The following is a 22,030-nucleotide window of genomic DNA, read 5'->3' as shown; positions in this document are numbered from 1 at the left end:
AAAGGCCCCGACGCTGTGGTCGAGGCCTTTCAGGTTATAGAACCGTTGCGCCCACCGAGGTGGTCAGGTTGGCTTGCCGGTGCGCCTTGACTCGATCGATAAAGTCGGCGTAGATGCGCAGCTGCGGCGGATCTGCCTGCCAGAGGTTCTCTGGATGCCACTGCAGGCCCAGCACCAGATCGTTTTCGCTGCTTTCAAAAGCCTCAATCGTTCCGTCATTGGCTTGGGCGGCTAGGCGTAACCCGTTGCCAATGCGGCGCGTGGCTTGGTGATGGCGCGAGTTGACGTAGGCGCGGTCGCCTAGGAGCGGATGCAAGCGCGATTGAGGGACAATGTTGACGTGATGCGTCGGGTATTCGCCTGAGGTGCGCTGCAGGTGGCGAATGGCGGCTTTTTTCTGGGTGGCGAGGTCTTGATACAAGGTGCCACCGAAGGCCACATTGAGAATGTGGCTGCCGCGGCACAGGCCAAACATGGGCTTGTTAGCGGCGTAGGTCGCCCGAATCAGGGCCAGTTCGAATTGATCCCGCGGCGGATTGGCCGGGCCAATCTCCTGGCTAGGCTCCTCGCCGTACAGTGTCGGGTCAACGTCCGGTCCGCCAGGCAAAATCAAGCCGTCAAACAGCGGCAGATAAGCTTGAACCATTTCCGGAATCAAACTCAGCTGGCTGGGATACGGCACCACAATGGGCAAACCGCCGGCCGCTAGTATCGTATCTTTGAACATGGTGGGTGAGATATCAACTGTGTTGGGTTTGGTGTTGACGCTGGGGTCTTCGATGACATCAGCGACAATGGCAATAATGGGTCTCATCTGCTCACTTCCTTTGACCGATGACATAAGTAAGTTTGTAAAAAGGGACGACTAAGGCATGGCCACGTTGCCGCCTCTATCTTCAGTGTACAAAGTTGACAGGGTAAATGTCTTGCGTTGACGCTTGAACTTGGCGGCTCGGCGCACGAGGTCACTGAACAGGCGCAGCTGCTCTGGGGCGTTGGGGTAGAGATTTTCGGGGTGCCACTGCACGCCCAGCAGTTGCTCAGAGGCGATGGACTCGATACCTTCAACCACACCATCAGGAGCGGTGGCGCTAATGCGCAGGCCTTGGCCTAAATGACGTACCGCCTGGTGATGGCGTGAGTTGACGTAGCCCCGCGGCCCCAGCAGCTTTTCAAGGTGGGTGTTTGCCATCATGTTGACGTGATGCGTGGGGTATTGCCCGCTGGCGGCTTGGGCATGGCGAATGGTGGCGTGACTGTCTTCAGACGCCAGGTCCTGATACAAGTCACCGCCCAGCGCAACATTGAGCATCTGCATGCCCCGGCAAGTGGCAAAAATCGGGAGGCCTTCAGTCACGGCGCGGTGGACCAACGCCAGCTCGAAACGGTCCTCGGGGTAAACCACGGCCCCGAGTTGCGGCAGCGGTTCCTGCCCATAAAGCGTCGGGTCGATATCTGGCCCGCCTGGCAGCATTAAGCCGTCAATGACCGCCAAATCATCAGCAATCAGCCGGTCAATGACCGGAAACTCTTCCGGAAATGGCAGAATCAGCGGCGTGCCACCGGCTTCGATAATGGCATTTTTGATCATTCGTGGCACCACCATGGCGTTCACCGTGTTGACGGCAGTGCTAGGAACCGCAAGCTGGTCGGCAGGTATTCCAATCAACGGACGCATGACACTCTCCTCCTTCTTGGCTACTTTAATCGTACCCAAGCGCAGGCGGTAGAAGCGAGAAGGAAGACTTTTTAGCGAATAATGTCAGATTTGAGCCCATCATCTCGTATGATAGGGTGTAAGGGAAAAAGGGGTGAGACCATGGATGACGAAGCACTGATTGCTAAGCTCAAAGCCCGCGACGATGATGCCTTGTTGGCGTTGGTGGAGGCGTATGGGCGGCTGATTCGGCAAGTCGTCTGGCATCAGCTACTGACCGCTTATGCGCGCGGGTTCACGGATGATGTTGAAAATCGGGTGTATTACAAAGTCTGGACGCGCATCGACCAGTTTGACCAAACCAAGGGGAGTTTCTCCAACTGGCTGACTGCCATTGCCAAAAATCAGGCTATCGATTACGCCCGCGGCTTGGCGGCAACGTTTGCGACGCTTGATCTTGATTCGGTGACGGTGGCCGCGCCGACTGCCAAGCAGCAAGACCTGGAGGCTTTATTTGCCGTGCTGTCACCGCTCGAACAGCAAGTGTTCCGCTTGTATTTCATCCAGACCCTCACGGTTGAAGAAATTGCCAAGCAGCTGCATTTGAAGCGCGATGCGGTGTATCAGCATCTGTCACGGGGCCGCAAGAAACTACGCCAAGGAGGAATGAATCATGCCGATTTTAACTAATCCTTTTGTGCAAGTCGTGAACCAGATGAATGGCATTCCCACCACGGTGACGGGGCTAGAGGACATGCCCGAGCTAAAGGCGCGGTATAAAGCGCGGGAAGCCAGCCTGTATATCTCCATGCAACAAGTGCTCAGCCAAGTGGCCGAACTGCTGGCACCAGACGAGGAAATCCTGAGCATGATGCCGATGACCAACGAAGAAAACGCCGGTTATGCCACCGATGGCATTATGGGCATGTACGCCCCGCAGACCCAAAAAGCAAAGGACTACATCAAGTCCCAGTCCAGCTTGCGCGGTAATCGCTTGATGTTATTTACCAATCAGCGGATGATTTTCTTTGTGGTGATTGAGTTCATTGATGACCCAACGGCGTATTACTCTTATGCCTATGATCAAATCAAGGCGATTGCCTTTAAGAAGCATCGGATGAGCATTCCTGGCCAGAAGTTCTATCAGCGGCAGTGGTACATTTGGTACACGCTAGATTTCGAGACGCCAGACCGGCATATCTTCAACGAAGTCCTCACCGCTGCGAACGGCGAATTGTTTCGCCGCAATCTCCTCACCATTCCGGGCATGAGCCAAATTGAAATCAAAGATCACATGGACCGCTACTACAAGCGAGACAATTACTTGAGTTCAGGGATGTTTTGGATCAAGGTGACTTTTGGGATGATGGCGTTCATCCTATTGCTAGCACTATTTTCATTTCTGTTTACCGGGAGTTATTAAAGTCCTGGCCACGAAAAAACGCCCTTCCGGCAAAAGTCGGGAGGGCGTTTTTGGTGCACCGAGTAATCGAAATTACCGCTGGTCGTTGTTCTTGGTGCGCCGCCAGCGTCTACCCGGTTGCCATTGTTGCCTGGTCAAATTAATATCAGATAATTGCTAACCTATTATCAAACAAATATCCAAAAACACAATCTCAATATGTGCCAATATACAAGAGTGGTAAAATAGGGGTGTACGAGGCCGAAAAAAAGGGGATAACAATATTGAAGAAAACTTCGACACAAGGTAGTTCCGCGCCTGTTTATCGGGTGAAAATGTATAAGCATCACAAACTTTGGGTATCCGCAGTGGTCGCAGGCACTTTGCTGGCGGGCATCAGCTTTGCCAGCTACACCACCAACCCGCAGCCCGCTCAGGCCGCGTCTCAAGGCATCGCCGCGACTGCGACCATCAACGTTAAGTTCGAGTTTATCTATAACAACCAAGAGGTGCCAGACCTCGAATTGAATTATACGGAACCGGCCAACACCGCTAACGTTCACATTCCGACTGACTATAATGCTCGGATCAAAGTGGCGCAAGCGGAAGGCTACACATACATGAGCGGTCCTGGCGCACTCGCCACGTCGACCACCGATCAGGACCTAGTTTACAAGATAACGCTCGGTGCGCAAGTTGTCACCGTGAACCACGACGCCCCGATGAACAAAGGGGACGTGGCGAATGCCTACTATAACTCGACCATTCCGAACGACGATGTGAATGCCGCTGCTTTGAACGGTACTGTGACGCAAACCATTCACTACATCAGCCGGACCAGCGGCAAGACCCTGTTGCCAGACCAGACGCAATCCATCGCGATTTACCGTGATGGCAACAAGATCAACTTGGCCACCGGCGCTGTCGCTTACGGTGCCTGGACGACCAAGGACTCGAAGAGCATTACCAGCCCAACCATTGCCGGCTACTACCCGCCACAGCCGGCCGTCACCACCTTGAACGCGGCGAACGGCCTGACCACGGCCAACGTCACCTACTACCCGATTCCACAAACCGCTTCCGTCGAATTCGTAGATGATGATGGCAATGGCGCTACAGTTGGCGCCGCTACCGACTTTTCCGGCAACATCGAGTCAGACCCGCAGGCCTATGACTTGACCGATCAAATTCCAGCCGGCTATGAGTTGGCAGCTGGTCAAAGCGCCAGCGGCGACATTACCTACACCGCTGACACGGCTAACAACACCGACCAGCACCAAACCATTCAGATTCACTTGGTGCACAAGCACGCCGCGGTTAAAGCTGATGGTCCATACGTTGGCGACGTCACGGCCAGCGACTTGAACCGGACGAACACTGAGACCATTCACTACCAATACGCGGATGGCACCACGGCGGCGCCTGATGCGACCCGCGTCGCAACTGCGACGCGTAGTGCCGTTGTCGACCTTGTGACCGGTCACGTGCTGAGCTACAGCGACTGGATTAACGGCCGCTTCCCGGCTGTGACCTCCCCGAGAATCGCCGGCTACACCGCCAGTGAAAGTACCATCGCCGCCGTTGAAGACGTCACCGCTGATGCCGAGGCGATCGTCACTTACACCAAAAACGCCTTACCGAACCCCGGCGATACTGGTAGCAACGGTAGCGCCACAAACACTGGGAGCACTGGCACCGAAAGTAGCAGCACCGGCAGTCAGTTTAATGGTACGACGAGTACCGGCACGACCAGCAAGGCCAGTGCGGATAAACTACCCAACACCGGTGAGAGCGACGATACTAGCCTGATTGCCGCCGGGTTCGTGACCTTGCTAAGCACACTTGGTCTGGCTGGGGCCAAGCGCCGTCAACACTAATCCTCCCAAACCGATTAAACGCATAGCGCGCAAGCAACAGTGCAGACGTTGCGCTCGCTTCTGGTTAGCGGCTACTGTTAAAGCACCACCCACAAAAATACGCCCTTCCGGCAAAAGTCGGAGGGGCGTATTTGGTGCACCGAGTAATCGAAATTACCGCTGGTCGTTTTTCTTGGTGCGCCGCCGGTGTGTGATCAAGATCACGCCTAAAACAACAAGTGCGATGCCCAGAGTCAACAGGCCGGGGTCAAGTTGACCGGAACCTGGCGTTTTCGGACTCAGCATGATGACATAGAACCCGATGGCGAGCGATAACATACCGGAACTGTAGTGCGCCTTCATTTCGAGTTAAGCAACGCCAACTTGGAACAAGATGGCAGAAGCCCAGCTTTGCTTCTTGATCTCGGCTTTGGCTGCTTTAGCCGCAGCATCCAAGTCAGTCCCGGTAGTGGCAAAAGTTGCCCGCATGCCTTGCTTTGATTGTAATTTGAAGGTGACACCGTCCTGATCGTAAGCTTCGAGGACTGCAACCATTTTATCGAGGTAAAGTGCTGAGTTAACAAAAATCATAAGATGACTCCTTTGTTTTTCGTTTTGTTGTCGTTGTCGACGGAAATCGCTTTCGCCGATACGCTAAAGCTTATCATAAGCCACTCGTTTCCCAAAGGCAACCGGCTGCCATTAAGGTCGTGAAGGTCGGCAACCGGGAAAAGCGGAACGCCTCGGGCATCAACAACAGCTCGAGGCGTTTCGGCGAAGCTAGATTTCTAATCTTGCATCGACTGCGTTAGGCAGCAGTTGGGTTGCCTGATTCGTCAACTTGAACCCGGCTAGAAGCCATAACGAATGGCAGCCAGATGAAGAAGGCGATAATCATGTTGACCAGAGCCAAGACGGCAGCACGCCAGTCGAAGCCAGTGGCCATCAAAGCGTTCAAGATTGGCGGGGTAATCCAAGGAACCGCAATCTTAACTGGGCCAACCCAGCCAGCCATCGTTACAAAGTAAGCAATGGCGGTGTTCAGAACTGGCGCTACGATGAACGGGATGAAGTAAATCGCGTTCAAAACGATTGGCAGACCGAACATAACTGGTTCGTTGATGTTGAACAGGCCAGGGGCAAAAGCAAGTTTTGCGACGGCTTTTTCATCAGCACGCTTGGAGAAGATCAGGATGGCAATCAACAGAACGATGGTACCACCTGAACCGCCAAACCAAACGTAGGCATCGAAGGAACCACGTACCCACTTGTATGGCAAATCAGTATGGTTCTGGAATGCCTGGATGTTTGCAATCTGGGAAGTGCCCCAAATGGATTCCAGAATTGGCGCCAGCACGTTCGGGCCGTGAATCCCGAAGAACCAGAAGACTTGAACCAGTAAGGAAACCAGCAGCACCATCCCAGCACCTTGGCCAGCGTGCAGCAGTGGGGCCTGAATGGTTGCAGACAGCCAGTCACCGAATGCTTGACCGGTGAAGGCCTGGAACAGGTAAGTAATAATGGCAATAACATACAGTGCCGCGATCCCTGGAATCAAGGTTGTGAAAGCCTTGGAAACTGCAGGTGGCACGGTATCTGGCATTTTGATAGAAATATCTTTCTTCATCAACCAGATATAAACAACCGTTGCAATCGCGCCGAAGATCATTGCGGTAAACAGACTGGCTGAGCCCAAGTTACCAGTGGCGAATGCGTTCGGAATTGACAAACTGCCGTTAGCATAAGTTGCGCCAGCAGTGGTCAAGGTCTTAACGGCGCCTTTAGACAGGCCAGGCACTGCCAAGCTGGCATTGCTGTTGATGCCCATGAAGAAGGCAGAAAGTGAAATCAGCGTCCCAGCAACCCCGTCAACTTGGTAAGCTTCTGCCAAGTGGTAACCCCACATAGCAGCGAAGAAGACAGCGAAGATGGTTAATGACCCGATCGACACAACCGTATCGATCTGAATGATAGGTTGAACAGCATTAACGAAGCCGTCCATGCCCCATTGAGCTGGATAAGTGGAGAGCAACGCGTTCAGTAAGGTAGCAAGAGAACCAGCCATGGTGATCGGCAAGGTTGCGATGAATGAATCACGCAATGCGACCAGCCAAGGAATAGAACCGATTTTCGCAGCTACAGGAACGACGTATTTCTCCAGCAAGTTCATAATGGCTTGCATAGATCATTACCTCCCATAACGAGTTAGTTGTACCCCCAAAAGCCTACGATTGAAGCGCCTGGTTGGCTGAGTGAAGAACAATCGAGATGATATCACCAAGCACTTCATTGAAACCGCAAACCCCAATTCTAGAGAACGCTCTCATTTTGGCCGCCAATGCCACGTCTGACATTGGAGAATTATTGGGCATCACCTAAACAGGTGATCGACGGTGGTGGCCGCCATCGCCATGTGGTATTTGACCACGTTTTCAGTGTAACCGGTTGCAACTAAAAATAAAAGTATTTGCACCCATGAAAAAACAATTACCATAATAAAAACATGTCACATAATTGTGACATGTTTTCTAATTTTCCGAATTAGCATTTTCGGTTTGATCTTGATCCAACCGATGCGCAATCAGTTCAATCAGGTAGATGATCGGCACTTGCGTCGTGAGATTCAAATCGCCATGTTTCATTTCCGGCATGTAGTAGGCAATCACCATGTCGGAAAGCTGGGCTAGCGTGGAGTCGGCATGGTTGGTGACGGCGATCACGTAGACGCCATTTTGCTGGGCCCGACTGGCCATTTCAATCACCTGGTGCGATTCGCCTGACACCGACAAGGCCACCATCACGGTGTTTTGCAAAATCGGCGTGTGCAGCGGGAAAGGGTAATACGGATCGGTAATGGCAAGGCTAAACTTGCCAATGTTCGACCAAAACCGCGCACCATATTCCGCCAACGCCTGGCCGGTACCAATGCCGCAGAGCAAGACCATCGGGGCAGGCACAATATGCGTCAGCGCTTGATCGATCAGCTTGGCAAAGTCGGTGGTATTGACGTTTTCGAAAAACTCCGCAATCGGCACGGTAATGTCATAATTCGGCTCGGGCGGTGCGCTGGTTAAGGCCGCGCGATGCTGTTTGATGGCGTAACGCAGCTCGGAGTAGCCTTCAAACCCCATTTTCCCAGCAAAACGCAAAATGGTGGTGGTGCTGACATGGGCTTTTTCCGCCAGCTGGCGAATGGTCATTTTTTCCACTTCGGCCTGATGTTGATTGATATAGGTATAAACGGCTGATTCGAGGCCGTTTAGTGTCCGCAATTTGTCATAAGGAAACATCCTGCGCTGCCCTCTTTCCCTGCAGCCATCGAACCGCTGCCTTCTTTATTCATCTTATCATAACTGATCCATGATCTGCCGGGCGATTCGGTTGGCCAGGCGCAGGTTGACATCATCACTGAACGGCCGCGGACTTGCCGTAGTCAGCCAATTGAGCCCTTCTGTGGGTACGCCCCAGAAGAAGAGCTTGCCTTGTGTTTGGTGCTTTTGATCAAGCAACTGCGCAGAATGCCGGTCGACTAGCACCGCCCCGGATTGAAAGCGGCGGTCGCCGGCCAGCTGCAGTTCCATCAGCGTGGCCAGATCATCATGCAGCAACTGCTGCATCAGTGGGTTCTGGGCCGCCCCGGCGTTTGGGGCTGGCACCCGGGCTTCGATCAAGGCCGTGGCATGGCGCTCAAAGTTTGCCTCCTGCCCGCCAACGATAAAATCATTGCCGGCCGTGGTGATGGTAATCTGCGGTGGGGCAATGGTCACGATGCCAGCCGCCATCAAGGCGCGCAGCTGCTCAATGCGAATCACTGGCGGGCCGATGGAGAGAAAATCATTGGTGCCATTGAACCAGCGGAGAAAGAAATCCAGATACTCATCATCGGTGAGCAGACCTAAGTCCACCACCTGGCGAATAGTATCGCGCAAGTCGCGCAGCACCTCTAGCGCTGAGGTCAGCGGACCGGTTTTGCTGCCGCGCTCGGCCTCGGCGGCATCTTGGGCAAGGTAAGCCATCATGGCCGCATCATCAGCGCCTTTTGGCGGGGTTGTCAGGGCGTTCCAGTCAAGCTGGTCGGCTTCGGGCAGCTTAAGCGCCGCGATGGCTTCGGCCGGGTCGGTCATGTAATCGGCTTGGAAGGCCGGTAGATCGACTTCAGGATGCTGCTGGGCCAGCAGCAAAGAATAGTACACAAAGCCGGCCTCAGCTTTGAGTCCTTGGAAGAATTGCTCGCCGGTGATTGGCCCGCTGGCGGCCCAGTTGGCCAGTTGCTGCGCCGTTAAAAACCGCGGCGGCCAAGCTTCACCCGGCGCTTTTTCGTTGCGCGCTTTGGCGTGATAGGGCAGGCCGCGGCGCGACCCGGCGATGATGTGGGGTTCTTCGCCGCTGGCCTGATAGGTGAGCTGACCTTGCTCATTAGCGATGAAACGGCCGCCGCGCCCTTCCGTCAGGCGACTGACGTAATCAAAGAAGCTCAAGCCCAATCCGCGCATGGCGACGACATCTTGCGGGCCCAGCCGGCTTAAGTCGCCTTCAGCCGGAAAACTCGGCGGTAGGTACACGCGCTGGTGAGCCTTGGCGAAGGCCGTCAAGGCGGCTTGTTCGCGCGTCAAGGAGTTTTCCATGGTGCCCAGCGCCAAAACGACGGCATCGAAGCGCTCGCTGCCAGCGGCGGTGTGCACTGTGAAAGGCGCCTTCGTGACGGCCTGGACCAGCGTCTGTTTGAAAATGAGCTGCACGTTAGGCTGTTTCCGGCGGTGCATTTCGGCGTAGAACCAGGCCAAATAATAACCGTAAAGGGCGCGCGACGGATAATCGTTTGGGCCCAGCGATGCGGCTTCTTTCAGGTAAGGCGCCGCGCTTTTGCCACGGCTGCGCAAAAATGGGGCCGCTTCTTTGGCGGCCCACTGCGCCAGGCTCGGTCCGGGCATGATGGGGCCGGGCTCTTGCACCGTGCGATCGTAAAATAAGGTGATATGTTGGGCAGCGGTGTTCATGATCAGCTGCGGCGCTTGGTCGCGGCGCCACACGCGGCCACCAATCGGATAAGGGTCAAACAACGTGATGGTCAGCGGCAACGCCGACATTTGTCTTTGCCAGGCAATCAACCGCTCCAACACGAGCAGGCCACGCGGGCCGGCGCCAATCAGGGCAACTTTCATCAAGGCATCCTCCTTGCTCAGGCTTTACTTTCATTATAAAGGGCTTCAAGCGCCGGCAAAAGCGAGAAGTCTTTTGCTTTGCTTGGTTTCGTGCAATAATGGGAGTATCGAAATTTACACTGGAAGGAGTCTAGTTATGCGAGTCGCCATTGTAGGTTGCACCCATGCCGGGACGGCAGTGGTTACGCAAATCGCGCTCACGCATCCCGATACCATTGTCGATGTGTATGAACGGCGCGGTGATATTTCTTTTCTATCATGCGGAATCTCCTTGTACCTTGAAGGTGTTGTCAAAGATCCGAATACCTTGTTTTATGCTAGTAAGGCCAGCCTCGAAGCGCTAGGCCCCAATATTCATGTGCATTTGCGGCATGATGTGCTCAATGTTGACAGCGAGCACCATACCTTGGCGATTCAGGATCTGGAAGCCGGCAATAAATACACGACCAAATATGACAAGCTGGTCATCAGCACCGGCAGTTATCCCGTGATTCCGCCGATTCAGGGCATTAGCATTCCCCACGTCCTCATGTGCAAAAACTATGATGATGCCTTGGCCATCAAAGAAACCGCCGCGAATGCGCGCCGCATTGCTATTGTGGGCGGCGGCTATATCGGGGTGGAGCTGGCCGAAGCCTATAGTCGCACCGGTCACGATATCGTGTTTATCAATGGGGTGCGCCGGCTGTTGAGTCACTATGTTGATGAGCCGATTTCCCAGCAAGTGGAACACGAGCTGGCGGCACATGGCGTTGACGCCCACCTCCATGAAATGGCGTTGCGCTTTGATAGTGACGACAAACAAGTTTATATTCAAACCGATAAAAACGAGTGGACGGCTGATTTGGCCGTGGTGTGTGTGGGCTTTCAGCCGATGACGGAACTCGTTGAAGGCCAGATCGAGTTGAACCACGATGGCTCAATTCACGTGAATGCCTACATGCAAAGCAGCAACCCGGATATCTATGCGGCCGGGGATGCCGCGGCGGTGCATTTTAACCCGACCGGTAAGGATGCCTACACGCCACTAGCCACTAACGCGGTGCGGCAAGGCAAGCTGGTTGGGATCAACCTGTTTGGCAACAAAGTGCGCTACATGGGCACGCAGGCCACTTCGGCCCTGCGGCTGTATGATCACACGTTGGCTTGCAGTGGCATGACGCAGGAGCGCGCGTTGCAGCACGGTTTTGATGCGGCGGCGGCAGATTTGACCATCGACTACCGGCCCAACTTCATGCCGACGACCGCCGCCATCAGCATGCGCTTAGTTTACAATCGTGCTAATCGCCGGATTTTGGGGGCGCAGTTCTACAGTACGCATGATGTGTCCGAAACGGCGAATACCATTTCGGTCATGATTCAAAATCGCAACACCATCGATGAACTCGCTTATGTCGATATGCTGTTTAACCCACATTATGACAATCCATGGCATTATTTGAACATGCTGGGGCAGGCAGCAGTGGCGCAAGCGGATCGGGATGCAGCGAATTAAAAGGAGTTTACTATGTGGAATTTGATTGGTGCTGGCGCGTGGCTATTACTACTCATTTATCTCGTGTTTGTCGTGATGAATGTGCGGTCCCGGCATTTGAAAATGGTCGTCATGAACCAGCCGCGGCTGCGGGTGGTGGTGATTGACGTGCTGGAAAGTCTCGTGTTCGTGGCGGCCCTGTATGGCATGGCGTGGGTCACTTGGCTGCGGCCAATCGACTACACCAGCTCGGACATGGTGCGTGTCAACTACGAGTATCATCCGTTGATTTTGCAAAGCGATGGCGAAAAGGCTTATTACGCGACGGTCGCTTCTGGTAATGGCAAACAGCCGGTGCGCTACTTTACGTACTGGACCGCCAATACCCGCAACAAAACCAACAGCCGTCAAGCCGATATCTCCTCCGGTAGTCAGCCTTTATCGGTGCGTGCCAGTGCTTATCCTTGGAAAAATAAGCGGCTGACCAAGCTCGACGCTACCACCGAAAAAGCCTTTGTCGCTACCATGACCGCCCATTACCGGAAGACCTTCCTGAACGGTTTGGGGATGCATGTGGGCCATTTGGCGGAGCGCTTTGACCTGATTCGGATTCCGAATGACACCATGATCAAGGTTTTACCGTTAAACGCGGAAGATTAACCCAAACAAATAGCACCTGCAGTCAGCCGGCTGCAGGTGCTATTTGTTTGGACAGGTCATTACTTACCTGTTGGCTTGTGTTCCATGTAGTCGCGAAGGCTGGCCACGACCGTCTGGTCAGGGGTCTCTCGCATCGCTTTAATGTTATGGATGTGTTCCACAGAAACATGGCTGTTCAGCGCCATTTCTGTATCCGTTAAATCGTTCTTCCGTTGGAACGCAATGATCTCGCGAGAGAACTCACTTAGTTGGTCTTTTTCACTCACAGGTGTAACCTCCTCGATTGGCTTCTACAATCTAGTATACCGAACTTTCAGCGGAATGCGTATTTTTTTGAATTCGACGGCCAGACGAGGCCAAATGCTTGCAAAAGCGAACGTATGTTTGTATACTGAAATCAGTAGAGTAGGGGTGACTCGTGAAAGGACGTGTTGTCATGGATCAACTGAATTATCTCGATCAATTGGCCGCGGCCCAACCCGTTCCGCTACGGGTGCGGCACTTCGAGAACAAAAATGTGATTATCCGGCGCAACCTCGCCAACCAAAAGGGACTGACCACGGCGGTATGGGACGCGTGGCTGCGCCAATCATTACGGCCGTTTGGTGGGTTTGAGGCGATTATTGAAGTCGACCGCTTCGGTGACAATCCGGATATCCGCTTCTTCAGCGTGGCCCAGGTGGCTGATGCAGTGCATTACATTTTGACTGCTGGGGCAGAGAAACCATTAGCCGTCAGTTAGAAAACTAACAAAAAGTAAGCAAAACCTGTTTACTTATTTTTTGTAAGTGTTAAGATAACCTTCGTAAACAAGTCAAACATACGGAGGTCCTTTATTATGACAATGACAAACGGCTATGAACAAAGTGATAACGAAAAGAAACTTGAAATCGTGAACTTGCCGAGTTTGGAAGCAGAAGCCAAGAAGATTATCCCGACTGGCGGGTTCGGTTACATTGCTGGCGGTTCAGAAGACGATTGGACCTTAAAGCAAAACACGGCTGCCTTTGGCCACGTCCAAATCGTTCCTAAGGCTCTGTCCAACATTGAACAACCAAGCACCGCGACGAAGGTGTTTGGACTTGATCTGAAGACCCCAATCATGATGGCACCAACCGCTGCGCAAGGCTTGGCCCATGCTCAGGGTGAAAAGGATACCGCTAAAGGGTTGGCTGCAGTGGGCGGTTTGATGGCCCAAAGCACTTACAGCTCGACTTCGATTGCCGACACCGCCGCTGCTGGTGCCGGGGCGCCACAGTTCTTCCAGTTGTACATGAGCAAGGACTGGTCCTTCAACGAAAGCCTGCTGGATGAAGCGGTTAAGGCTGGCGTTAAAGGCATTATTCTGACGGTTGATGCCACGGTGGATGGTTACCGGGAAGCTGATATTATCAACAACTTCCAGTTCCCAATTCCAATGGCCAACTTGGAGAAGTTCTCTGAAGGCGATGGTAAGGGCAAAGGCATCGGTGAAATTTACGCCGCTGCCGCGCAGAAGATCAACGAAGATGACGTGCGCCGCATTGCCGAGTACACCCATCTGCCAGTGATTGTCAAAGGGATTGAATCGCCAGAAGATGCCATGCGTGCGATTGGCGCCGGCGCCGCTGGGATTTATGTTTCCAACCATGGCGGCCGGCAGTTGAACGGTGGCCCCGCTTCAATCGACGTGTTGCCTGCCATTGCCAAGGCCGTCAACCATCAAGTGCCGATTATCTTCGACTCTGGTGTTCGCCGCGGCAGCCACGTCTTTAAGGCGCTGGCTTCTGGGGCTGACCTGGTTGCCATGGGCCGGCCAGTCATTTATGGCTTGGCTTTAGGTGGGGCTCAAGGCGTGCAAAGCGTCTTTGAAGAGCTGAACCATGAGCTCGAAATCACCATGCAATTGGCTGGGACGAAGACCATTGAAGACGTTAAGCATGCGCCTTTGACGCACTTTAACTACGCTGATTAATTTTATTTCCGCCTTTTGGCACGTAACTCTGCTGGGAAATTCGTAGTGAATCTAGGGGCTGTGACATTTGTCATAGCTCCTTTTTTGATCCCTCATGGTGTGAAAGCTTTTCCATTGCCGGTCGTCCGGTTATACTGAAGGGGAGGTGAGTGCGATGAAAGTCTTGATTTTGTATGAATCCATTACGGGTAACGCCAAAGGGATGGCCCGGATTTTGGACCAGTTCTTTAAACATGCCGGCGCGGAAACCGCAATCTCCCAGATGCAGCAAACTGATGTTGCGACCTTAGTTGACTACGATGCCGTAGTGATTGCCACGTATACCTGGTCTGGCGGCGTCGTGCCACCGGAAGCCGATGATTTTTATGGCGACATCGGCGGCGTTGACCTGAGTGCCAAGCCTTTGGTGGTGGGGGTCGCTGGCACCGGCGATCCTTGGTATGGCAAGGACTATAACACCGCGCCAGACTTGTTTGATGAGGCGTTTGTGCAGGCTGGTGCCGTGTTAGGGGCCGAACCCATCAAAATCGAACAAGGCGCGCAGGAAAAAGACATGCCGGCTTTTGCCGCGTTCACCAAGTCGATGATTGCCAAAGTCAAGGCGGTTCAGCAAGCCGCCAAGGAGTGAGCCTATGGACGAAACCATCTTTTTCAACCCAGGCGATGCCATTGCCACCGAGTATGATTTTGCGGCGGCGCGGCGCAGTGCGGAGATTTTTAAAGTGGCCCACGCTTCCGATAAAGGGTTAGTGGTGGCCAAAGACGATCACGGGCAGTTTGCGGTGTTCTACGAAGGCGGCGCCAGTACCGGCGACGGGGCTGTGCCAGCGACCAAATATACCATCCTGGCCCATTTATAATGACCAATAAACAAAAAAGTGGGGCCAGTGTGCTTATTATCGTGGTAGTTTTGCTTGCTGGGTGGGGTGAATACCACCTGTTGCAGGCACCACTGCCGAATCCATTTGGGGTGGGCGGCTTAGGCCTGCTGATGGGTGGGCTGCTGGCGGGCCTGATTGGCTGGTGGTGGCCGAAGAATCACGGTTGAATTGTTCACAATCGGTCTTGAATCTGCTATACTAGATTGGTAACTAAAAGTAAGTGAAAGGGATTGATTATCATGGCAACATTAACCCAAGAAATGAAAGATATGGTCGGCAAGCAGCTGAACTTCCTGGCTACCACTGATGAAGCCGGCAATCCGCAAGTCGGGCCGAAAGGGACCATGCGCGTGTTCGACGACCACCGTTTGATTTACAACGAAGAAACCGGTCGCCATGCTTGGCACAATCTGCAGGCAAACCACAAGGCGGCTGTGGCTGTCGTTGATCGCAGCATCTTGAAGGGCTTCCGCTTCGAAGGCACCGTTGAATTCCACAACGATGACCAGATTTTCAAAGATGCCCAGGCTTTCGCGGCAGAACGTCACTTACCAGCGGCGATTTCCGCCGTGGTGATTAACATCCACCGCATTATCAAGCTGGATGCTGGTCCCAACGCCGGCACCGTTATCGAAGAAGACTAATCTGCACATAAAATGCACATAAAAATAGAACTGTCCAGCGCTGGGCAGTTCTATTTTTGCGTTGTGGCCTTAGACTGGTTGCGCGGCCGTGCGTTTTTTGTGGTTTTCAATCACCAAGGCGGTGATGGCTTTGGCGATGTTTTCGTTGCGCAGAATGGGCCCATGCGCATAGCTCCCGAAGGTATTCTTATAGCGCATGCCTTCTACGCCGTCGTCTGGGTTGTTGCCATAGCCTTGAATCATTTTGCCGAGCGGCTTGAGCTTGGTTTTGTCATCGAAGTAGGTGCGGCCACTATGGTTTTCGAAGGCCTTGACGGTGCCAAAGGCGGTTTCGAATTCGGTATCGCCAATCATGCGGCTGTCGGCTTTGAACACCGTGTGCAGCGGCAGAATACCGAGACCATCGATGACGGTGCCGCTGGAGGTCTTATAGTAGCTGCCGAGCAGCTGGTAGCCACCGCAAATCGCCAGCATCGGGCCGTCGTTTTCGATATAAGTCTGCAGCGTATCCTTGAAGCGAGCGAGATCTTTGGCGACCACGGTTTGTTCATAATCTTGGCCGCCGCCGAAAAAGACAAAGTCATAATCGCTGGCGTCGAAGGGACAATTCAAACTGATATTGTCCACGACGGTGGCGTAACCTTGCTTGCTGAGCCAATACCGTAAGATCTTGACGTCGCCACTGTCGCCATAGGTATTCATCAGGTCTTCATAGAGATAGGCGACTTTGATTGTTTCGGTCATCTCACTCATCCTTTCTGTTTGCGTCATTATAGCACGGATTCGCGGCGCTGCGGCAAGTGGCTCCGCGGTGAAAGCGCTCGCCGAAGGTTGTGACTAAGCGGTGATTAAGTTAAACTAGACAGTGACGTGAAACCCGCTAAAGTTTCACAACATAGCGGCCTTACTGGTAAGAAAAAAGGGTGACAAGATGAACGAAGCGGAGTTTACCGCGGCTTTAACGGCCTTGGGGCTGACCCCCACGGCAGCGCAACTGAAGCAATTTGCCGATTACTATACCCAATTAGTCACGGCCAATGAGCACGTGAATTTGACCGCCATCACCGCTCATGACGAGGTTTATTTAAAACATTTTTACGATTCCATCACGCTGGTCGAAGCAACGCCGGCGCTGAAGAATCAGGCGCTGACGGTGTGCGATATTGGCGCCGGGGCTGGCTTTCCGTCCTTGCCGCTGAAAATTATGGCGCCTCAGCTCCAGGTGACGATTGTCGATTCGCTGAACAAGCGGATTGCGTTTTTGACCGCGTTAACTCAAAGCCTTGGCCTCACCGGCGTGGAATTGTATCACGACCGGGCCGAGACTTTCGGCCAAGGTCCCAAGCGCGCCAGTTTTGATGTTGTGGTGGCCCGCGCGGTGGCGCCGCTGAATGTGTTGGCGGAATTATGTCTACCACTGGTCAAGCCAGGTGGCCATTTCATCGCCATGAAAGGCAGTAAAGGCGAAGCGGAGCTGGCTCATGCCAAAGTAGCCTTTGGTGAATTGGGCGGGCGTTATGCGACCACCAAGGCGTTGACGCTACCAGGTGGCGATCCGCGCACGTTGATTGTGGTTGATAAAGTCAAGCCGACGCCGGCCCGCTTTCCGCGCAAGCCAGGCACGCCGAGCAAACAACCGTTAGGAGGTCAGGGATAGTGGCATTATTTTTTGGCAAAAAGAAAACAGAAACTGGCCCGCAAGTGCAAGAGCTGCCGCTGACGCAGATTGTGCCGAATCGCTACCAGCCGCGGAAGGTCTTCACCGCTGAAGCCATTAGCGAACTGGCCGCCACGATTGAAACCCATGGCTTGCTGCAACCGATTGTGGTGCGCGAATATGAACCGAACCACTATGAGATCATTGCCGGCGAGCGCCGCTTTCGGGCCATGCAGTCGCTGCATTTTGAAAAAGCGCCGGCGCTGGTCCAGAAAATGAGTGATGAAGAATCGGCCGCCATGGCGCTGATTGAAAACCTCCAGCGCGAAGGCCTATCGCCGATTGAAGAGGCGGAAGCTTATGCCGATTTAATGAAGCTCAACAACATGACGCAGCAAGATTTGGCTAAGCAGTTGGGCAAGAGCCAATCCTTTGTCGCCAACAAGTTGCGGCTGTTGAAGTTATCAGACTCGGTGCAAGCCGCGATTATGAACGGCGAGCTGTCAGAACGGCACGGCCGCGAATTGCTCAAGGTCGATGATTACCACCAGCAGCTCCTGTTGCACGAGATTTTGGCTAATCATTTGACTGTGAAAGAAACCGCGCAACTGGTGGCGCAGACGTTGGGCGTGACGCAGGAAGAACAACCGCAGCCGAAGCAGGCAACCAAGAAGCCAGCGCGCCGGCGCCGCACGCCAATCACCAAGGACGCCCGGATGGCGGTCAACACCTTGAATCAATCCGTGAAGCTGATCAAAGAAGCAGGGCTGGCGCCGAAAATCAAGCGCGAAGAAACGGCTACCGCTTATCGCTTCACCATTGAGATTCCCAAGGGTAAGGAGTAGGAGGACAACATGGCACATGTGATTGCAATCGCGAACCAAAAAGGCGGGGTCGGGAAAACCACGACCACCATTAACTTGGGCGCGTGTCTGGCCAGTGCCGGCAAAAGAGTCCTGATTGTTGATGCGGATGCGCAAGGCAATGCCACCAGCGGGATTGGGGTGCAAAAAGCCGAAGTCAGCAAGGATATTTACGACGTGCTGGTGAACGAGGACCCGATTCAGTCCGCGATTATTCAAACCAAACACAAAAACCTGGCGATTGTGCCAGCGACGATTCAACTGGCCGGAGCCGAAATCGAGCTCACCAACCAAATGGCCCGCGAAATGCGGCTGAAACTAGGACTGGAGCCGGTGTTGGATCAATATGACTACGTGTTGATTGATTGCCCGCCGTCTTTGGGTCAGCTCTCCATCAACGCCTTCACCGCGGCCAACTCGATTTTGATCCCGGTGCAAAGTGAGTACTATGCGCTGGAAGGCTTGTCGCAGTTGCTCAATACGGTGCGCCTGGTGCAAAAGCACTTCAACCCGACGCTCAGCATTGAAGGGGTGCTTTTGACGATGTATGATGCTCGCACCAACTTAGGCGCACAAGTCATCGCCGAAGTGCGCAAGTATTTTGGCGACAAGGTCTATGATGTCGTCATTCCGCGCATCACGCGCCTGGCCGAAGCGCCAAGTTACGGCCTGCCCATCATCGATTTTGACGCCCGCTCCAAAGGCGCTGAAGTGTACTCGCAATTAACAAAGGAAGTGTTAGCGGCCCATGGCGAATAAGAATAATAAAGGGTTGGGACGCGGCATCGAAGCGATTTTTAAAGACTTCGAAAGCCCTGACCTCACCCTCAACAATGTCGACGAACTGCCGCTGGCGGATATCCGGCCGAATCCTTATCAACCCCGGAAGTCCTTTGATGAAGCGGCGCTGCAGGAATTGGCGGATTCGATTCGCCAAACCGGCGTTTTCCAGCCCATCATTGTGCGCAAAAGCGTGAACGGGTATGAAATCATCACCGGTGAGCGGCGCTTTCGGGCCTCTAAACTGGCCGGCAAGAAAACCATTCCCGCCATTATCCGTGAATTCGAAGATCCGGAAATGATGGAAATCGCGGTGCTGGAAAACTTGCAGCGCGAAGACCTGACGCCACTGGATGAGGCCCAGGCCTATGACACGCTGATCAAGCGCCTCAGCTTGACCCAAGCGGAAGTCTCTAAGCGCCTTGGTAAGAGCCGGCCTTATATCGCGAATTACCTGCGCCTGTTGACCTTGCCGAATGAAGTCAAAAAGATGCTGAACCAAAACCAGCTGTCGATGGGCCAAGCCCGGACGCTGTTAAGTTTGAAAGACAAAAAGCGGCTCATTCCGTTGGCGAAGAAAACCGTCAGCGATAACCTGACCGTGCGCCAGCTGGAACGGCTGATCAACCAGATGAATGCCGGCAGTCAGCCGCAAAAGAAACCAGCCGCCAAGTCGCCGTTTCTCAAGGCCAGCGAAAATCAGTTGCAAGATCGCTTTGGCACCAAAGTCAGCATCGCCCAAAGCAAGCAAGGTAAAGGCAAAATCGAAATTGATTTCACCACTGCCGACGACCTCAACCGGCTGCTGGCCTTGCTGGATGTCAATCTCGACTGAGGAGGCCCTAGGATGTACGAGTTACATGACCGCGTTTTGATGAAAAAACCCCATGCCTGTGGCACCAATGACTGGGAAATCATTCGCCTGGGCATGGATATCAAAATCAAGTGTACCGGCTGCGGCCACATTGTGATGATGTCGCGGCACGATTTTGAGCGTAAAATGAAAAAGGTATTGGTCCACGCGGACACTAATCAAGAGAAAGAGTGAGTGACAGTGGCTTTAACAGCAGGTATCGTCGGCTTGCCGAACGTCGGTAAGTCCACGTTGTTCAACGCAATTACCAAGGCAGGCGCCGAAATGGCGAATTATCCCTTCGCGACCATCGACCCGAACGTCGGCATGGTGGAAGTGCCAGATGAACGTTTGGCCCGCATCGATGAAGTGATTCCAGCCAAAAAAATCGTGCATACGACCTTTGAATTCACGGATATCGCCGGTATTGTCAAAGGGGCGTCTAAAGGTGAAGGCTTGGGGAATAAGTTCCTCGAAAACATTCGCCAGGTCGATGCGATTATCCATGTGGTACGCGCGTTTGATGATGACGAAATCACCAGCGTGACCGGCAAGGTGGATCCCCTCGATGACATGGAAACCATCAACTTGGAGCTGGCGTTGGCCGATCTGGATAGTGTCGACAAGCGCTATACCCGCGTGCAAAAGCAGGCCAAAGCCCGCGACAAGGAAGCCATGGCGGAATTCGCCGTGCTAGAAAAAATCAAACCGGTGCTGGAAGAAGGCAAACCAGTCCGTACCATCGACTTCAACAAAGACGAACAAAAAATCGTCAAAGGCTTGTTCTTGCTGACGACCAAACCAGTGCTGTATGTGGCGAATATTGCCGAAGATGCGATGGCCGATCCAGACAGCGTGCCATATGTGCAGCAAATCAAGCAAGAAGCCGCTAAGGAAGGCGCCGAAGTGATTGCCGTGTCGGCGCGCACCGAGGAAGAAATTGCCGAATTGGATGATGCCGATAAGGCTGATTTTCTTGAGGCGGAAGGCGTTAGCGAATCAGGACTGGATAAGTTAATCAAAGCCAGTTATCATTTGTTGGGGCTGGCCACCTTCTTCACCGCTGGTGGTCCGGAAACCCGCGCTTGGACCTTTAAGCAAGGGATGCTGGCGCCGCAAGTGGCCGGGATTATCCATTCCGACTTTGAGCGTGGCTTTATTCGCGCCGAAACCATGAGCTTTGCTGATCTTGACCAATACGGCTCGGTGCAGGCAGTGAAAGAAGCCGGCCGCTATCGGTCAGAAGGCAAGGAGTACGCGGTACAAGACGGGGACATTATCGAGTTCCGGTTTAACGTTTAGGGGGAAGAATTTTGGCTCAAAAACCGATCAAAGAAGCAGAAGCTGTTGAAGAAACCGTTGATGTTGACGCACTCTTGCCGCAGCTGTCGAAAAAGAACGATGAATATATTTTCAAACTGCGCCGGATTTTGACTCAGCATCAATGGACCGAAGAGCGCCAGCGCACGGTTTTGGCTAAAATGCTGCCGGAAATCATCACAGCCCAGCACCAAGGCCGGCCGGCGACGCAGCTGTACGGACCAGTGACGGAAAAGGCGGAGTCCTTAATTCACGCCCCAAAGCCGATCAAGAAAGTGGCCTTTTGGCTGTCTGGGGTTGATCTGGGCTTCCTGTTTGCCAGCATGTTTGGGTTGGTGTACGGCGGGATGGCCTTGGTCAATCATGGCAAGGCCAGCGCCGGCAATGGTTTGCTGTCGATTATCGTGATGGCGATGACCGCTGGCTTCGCCTTTGCCCTGTACAATGACTGGAGTCGCGCTAAGAAAGATGCCCGGATGAAGACCTGGCAGATTTTGACCTTGGCGGTGGCCATCATCTTGGCGGGTTCTTGGGTTTCCGGCGCGCTGGCTTACCTGAAGACGCCGCTGACCACCACCATGCCATGGTGGGCTTACCTGATTTTGGCCGCGGCCTCCTATGGCATTCACTGGCTACTCAAGCGCAAGTATCACTTGCGCGGCTTGATGGCGTAAAGCCGAACACACAGCGCCAACTGCGGGCTTGGGCTCGAATAAAAAACGAACGATTTTTTGAACGAACCACCTTTTCAAAATAATTATTCGGGTCTGCGTGACCAAAAATGAGATATTTATCATTTAAAAACCCTGTGCGGCCGCGGCTGCGCAGGGTTTTTCGCTTTCTCGTTGACGCCTGCTGGTGCCCAAT

Annotated in this window: 27 protein-coding genes; 18 read left to right on the top strand and 9 right to left on the bottom strand. The window is 53.5% G+C overall.

Features of this window, described 5'->3' with window-relative positions:
- Window positions 1-34: 34 nt before the first annotated feature.
- Window positions 35-814 (bottom strand): gamma-glutamyl-gamma-aminobutyrate hydrolase family protein, encoded by a 780-nt coding sequence (locus AAA927_RS07875; protein WP_203633984.1) that lies wholly within the window; start codon window positions 812-814, stop codon window positions 35-37.
- A 51-nt stretch (window positions 815-865) separates the two neighbouring features.
- Window positions 866-1,678 carry a gamma-glutamyl-gamma-aminobutyrate hydrolase family protein gene (locus AAA927_RS07870; RefSeq protein ID WP_338217260.1) on the bottom strand — a complete coding sequence of 271 codons (813 nt, stop codon included), beginning with the start codon at window positions 1,676-1,678 and terminating at the stop codon, window positions 866-868.
- Window positions 1,679-1,819: 141 nt separating this feature from the next.
- Between AAA927_RS07870 and AAA927_RS07865 the strand changes: the two genes are divergently transcribed.
- The 3 genes from AAA927_RS07865 to AAA927_RS07855 all read left to right on the top strand — a co-directional run bounded on the left by AAA927_RS07865 (window position 1,820) and on the right by AAA927_RS07855 (window position 4,936).
- Window positions 1,820-2,347 carry a sigma-70 family RNA polymerase sigma factor gene (locus AAA927_RS07865; protein ID WP_338217258.1) on the top strand — a complete coding sequence of 176 codons (528 nt, stop codon included), beginning with the start codon at window positions 1,820-1,822 and terminating at the stop codon, window positions 2,345-2,347.
- Window positions 2,331-3,080, top strand: a complete 750-nt coding sequence (locus AAA927_RS07860) for a hypothetical protein (RefSeq protein ID WP_338217256.1) — start codon at window positions 2,331-2,333, stop codon at window positions 3,078-3,080. The genes AAA927_RS07865 and AAA927_RS07860 overlap by 17 nt, the downstream gene beginning before the upstream one ends.
- 263 nt (window positions 3,081-3,343) lie before the next feature.
- Entirely contained in the window at window positions 3,344-4,936 is a 1,593-nt protein-coding gene (locus tag AAA927_RS07855) for a mucin-binding protein (RefSeq protein ID WP_338217254.1), read from the top strand.
- Between the two features lie 153 nt (window positions 4,937-5,089).
- Here the strand turns inward: AAA927_RS07855 and AAA927_RS07850 are convergent, their stop codons facing one another.
- From AAA927_RS07850 to AAA927_RS07830, 5 genes are all read right to left on the bottom strand, one after another.
- Window positions 5,090-5,278 carry a hypothetical protein gene (locus AAA927_RS07850; protein WP_164507952.1) on the bottom strand — a complete coding sequence of 63 codons (189 nt, stop codon included), beginning with the start codon at window positions 5,276-5,278 and terminating at the stop codon, window positions 5,090-5,092.
- A 6-nt stretch (window positions 5,279-5,284) separates the two neighbouring features.
- Complete coding sequence (locus tag AAA927_RS07845; RefSeq protein ID WP_203634018.1) at window positions 5,285-5,506, bottom strand: hypothetical protein; 222 nt, start codon at window positions 5,504-5,506, stop codon at window positions 5,285-5,287.
- 217 nt (window positions 5,507-5,723) lie between these two features.
- Window positions 5,724-7,097, bottom strand: coding sequence for a PTS sugar transporter subunit IIC (locus AAA927_RS07840; protein ID WP_338217250.1), 1,374 nt, complete (start codon window positions 7,095-7,097; stop codon window positions 5,724-5,726).
- A gap of 346 nt (window positions 7,098-7,443) precedes the next feature.
- On the bottom strand, window positions 7,444-8,205 hold the full coding sequence (locus tag AAA927_RS07835; protein ID WP_203634014.1) for a MurR/RpiR family transcriptional regulator: 762 nt from the start codon (window positions 8,203-8,205) through the stop codon (window positions 7,444-7,446).
- A 57-nt stretch (window positions 8,206-8,262) separates the two neighbouring features.
- Window positions 8,263-10,077, bottom strand: a complete 1,815-nt coding sequence (locus AAA927_RS07830) for an FAD/NAD(P)-binding protein (RefSeq protein WP_338217247.1) — start codon at window positions 10,075-10,077, stop codon at window positions 8,263-8,265.
- A 136-nt stretch (window positions 10,078-10,213) separates the two neighbouring features.
- On the opposite strand from AAA927_RS07830, the gene AAA927_RS07825 reads away from it, so the two are divergent.
- Window positions 10,214-11,572 (top strand): FAD-dependent oxidoreductase, encoded by a 1,359-nt coding sequence (locus AAA927_RS07825; protein ID WP_338217246.1) that lies wholly within the window; start codon window positions 10,214-10,216, stop codon window positions 11,570-11,572.
- A gap of 12 nt (window positions 11,573-11,584) precedes the next feature.
- Window positions 11,585-12,211: an LVIS_2131 family protein gene (locus AAA927_RS07820; RefSeq protein WP_338217244.1), complete on the top strand. Its 627-nt coding sequence runs from the start codon at window positions 11,585-11,587 to the stop codon at window positions 12,209-12,211.
- A 59-nt stretch (window positions 12,212-12,270) separates the two neighbouring features.
- Here the strand turns inward: AAA927_RS07820 and AAA927_RS07815 are convergent, their stop codons facing one another.
- Window positions 12,271-12,477 (bottom strand): LBP_cg2779 family protein, encoded by a 207-nt coding sequence (locus AAA927_RS07815; protein WP_125582440.1) that lies wholly within the window; start codon window positions 12,475-12,477, stop codon window positions 12,271-12,273.
- A 170-nt stretch (window positions 12,478-12,647) separates the two neighbouring features.
- On the opposite strand from AAA927_RS07815, the gene AAA927_RS07810 reads away from it, so the two are divergent.
- From AAA927_RS07810 to AAA927_RS07785, 6 genes are all read left to right on the top strand, one after another.
- Entirely contained in the window at window positions 12,648-12,953 is a 306-nt protein-coding gene (locus AAA927_RS07810; RefSeq protein ID WP_204119043.1) for a hypothetical protein, read from the top strand.
- A 96-nt stretch (window positions 12,954-13,049) separates the two neighbouring features.
- Window positions 13,050-14,165, top strand: coding sequence for a lactate oxidase (locus AAA927_RS07805; RefSeq protein WP_338217240.1), 1,116 nt, complete (start codon window positions 13,050-13,052; stop codon window positions 14,163-14,165).
- A gap of 154 nt (window positions 14,166-14,319) precedes the next feature.
- A complete protein-coding gene (locus AAA927_RS07800) occupies window positions 14,320-14,793 on the top strand; it encodes a flavodoxin domain-containing protein (protein ID WP_338217238.1) in 474 nt (157 codons plus the stop codon).
- A 4-nt stretch (window positions 14,794-14,797) separates the two neighbouring features.
- On the top strand, window positions 14,798-15,025 hold the full coding sequence (locus tag AAA927_RS07795) for a hypothetical protein (protein ID WP_203633172.1): 228 nt from the start codon (window positions 14,798-14,800) through the stop codon (window positions 15,023-15,025).
- The gene (locus AAA927_RS07790) at window positions 15,025-15,213 is read left to right on the top strand and encodes a hypothetical protein (protein ID WP_338217235.1); all 189 of its coding nucleotides are present in this window, start codon (window positions 15,025-15,027) and stop codon (window positions 15,211-15,213) included. The genes AAA927_RS07795 and AAA927_RS07790 overlap by 1 nt, the downstream gene beginning before the upstream one ends.
- Before the next feature lie 72 nt (window positions 15,214-15,285).
- On the top strand, window positions 15,286-15,690 hold the full coding sequence (locus tag AAA927_RS07785; RefSeq protein ID WP_338217233.1) for a pyridoxamine 5'-phosphate oxidase family protein: 405 nt from the start codon (window positions 15,286-15,288) through the stop codon (window positions 15,688-15,690).
- A gap of 69 nt (window positions 15,691-15,759) precedes the next feature.
- Here the strand turns inward: AAA927_RS07785 and AAA927_RS07780 are convergent, their stop codons facing one another.
- On the bottom strand, window positions 15,760-16,434 hold the full coding sequence (locus tag AAA927_RS07780) for a type 1 glutamine amidotransferase (RefSeq protein ID WP_338217231.1): 675 nt from the start codon (window positions 16,432-16,434) through the stop codon (window positions 15,760-15,762).
- A gap of 187 nt (window positions 16,435-16,621) precedes the next feature.
- Here AAA927_RS07780 and rsmG point away from each other — a divergent pair, with 187 nt between their 5' ends.
- From rsmG to AAA927_RS07745, 7 genes are read left to right on the top strand one after another with little or no spacing between them, the layout of a single operon-like run.
- Complete coding sequence (rsmG, locus tag AAA927_RS07775; RefSeq protein WP_338217229.1) at window positions 16,622-17,347, top strand: 16S rRNA (guanine(527)-N(7))-methyltransferase RsmG; 726 nt, start codon at window positions 16,622-16,624, stop codon at window positions 17,345-17,347.
- Window positions 17,344-18,192: a nucleoid occlusion protein gene (gene noc, locus AAA927_RS07770; protein ID WP_338217333.1), complete on the top strand. Its 849-nt coding sequence runs from the start codon at window positions 17,344-17,346 to the stop codon at window positions 18,190-18,192. The genes rsmG and noc overlap by 4 nt, the downstream gene beginning before the upstream one ends.
- A gap of 9 nt (window positions 18,193-18,201) precedes the next feature.
- A complete protein-coding gene (locus AAA927_RS07765; RefSeq protein WP_204119049.1) occupies window positions 18,202-18,969 on the top strand; it encodes a ParA family protein in 768 nt (255 codons plus the stop codon).
- Entirely contained in the window at window positions 18,959-19,825 is an 867-nt protein-coding gene (locus AAA927_RS07760) for a ParB/RepB/Spo0J family partition protein (RefSeq protein ID WP_338217226.1), read from the top strand. Before AAA927_RS07765 ends, AAA927_RS07760 begins: the two co-directional genes overlap by 11 nt.
- A 12-nt stretch (window positions 19,826-19,837) precedes the next feature.
- Window positions 19,838-20,038, top strand: a complete 201-nt coding sequence (locus tag AAA927_RS07755) for a DUF951 domain-containing protein (RefSeq protein WP_338217224.1) — start codon at window positions 19,838-19,840, stop codon at window positions 20,036-20,038.
- A gap of 6 nt (window positions 20,039-20,044) precedes the next feature.
- Window positions 20,045-21,145 (top strand): redox-regulated ATPase YchF, encoded by a 1,101-nt coding sequence (ychF, locus tag AAA927_RS07750; RefSeq protein ID WP_338217222.1) that lies wholly within the window; start codon window positions 20,045-20,047, stop codon window positions 21,143-21,145.
- 11 nt (window positions 21,146-21,156) lie between these two features.
- The gene (locus tag AAA927_RS07745) at window positions 21,157-21,837 is read left to right on the top strand and encodes a DUF1129 domain-containing protein (RefSeq protein ID WP_204119053.1); all 681 of its coding nucleotides are present in this window, start codon (window positions 21,157-21,159) and stop codon (window positions 21,835-21,837) included.
- Window positions 21,838-22,030: the final 193 nt, after the last annotated feature.

Origin of the sequence: Lacticaseibacillus salsurivasis, assembly GCF_036246225.1 — a bacterium.
GTDB lineage: Bacteria > Bacillota > Bacilli > Lactobacillales > Lactobacillaceae > Lacticaseibacillus > Lacticaseibacillus salsurivasis.
This window is presented reverse-complemented; position numbering and strand designations above follow the sequence as displayed.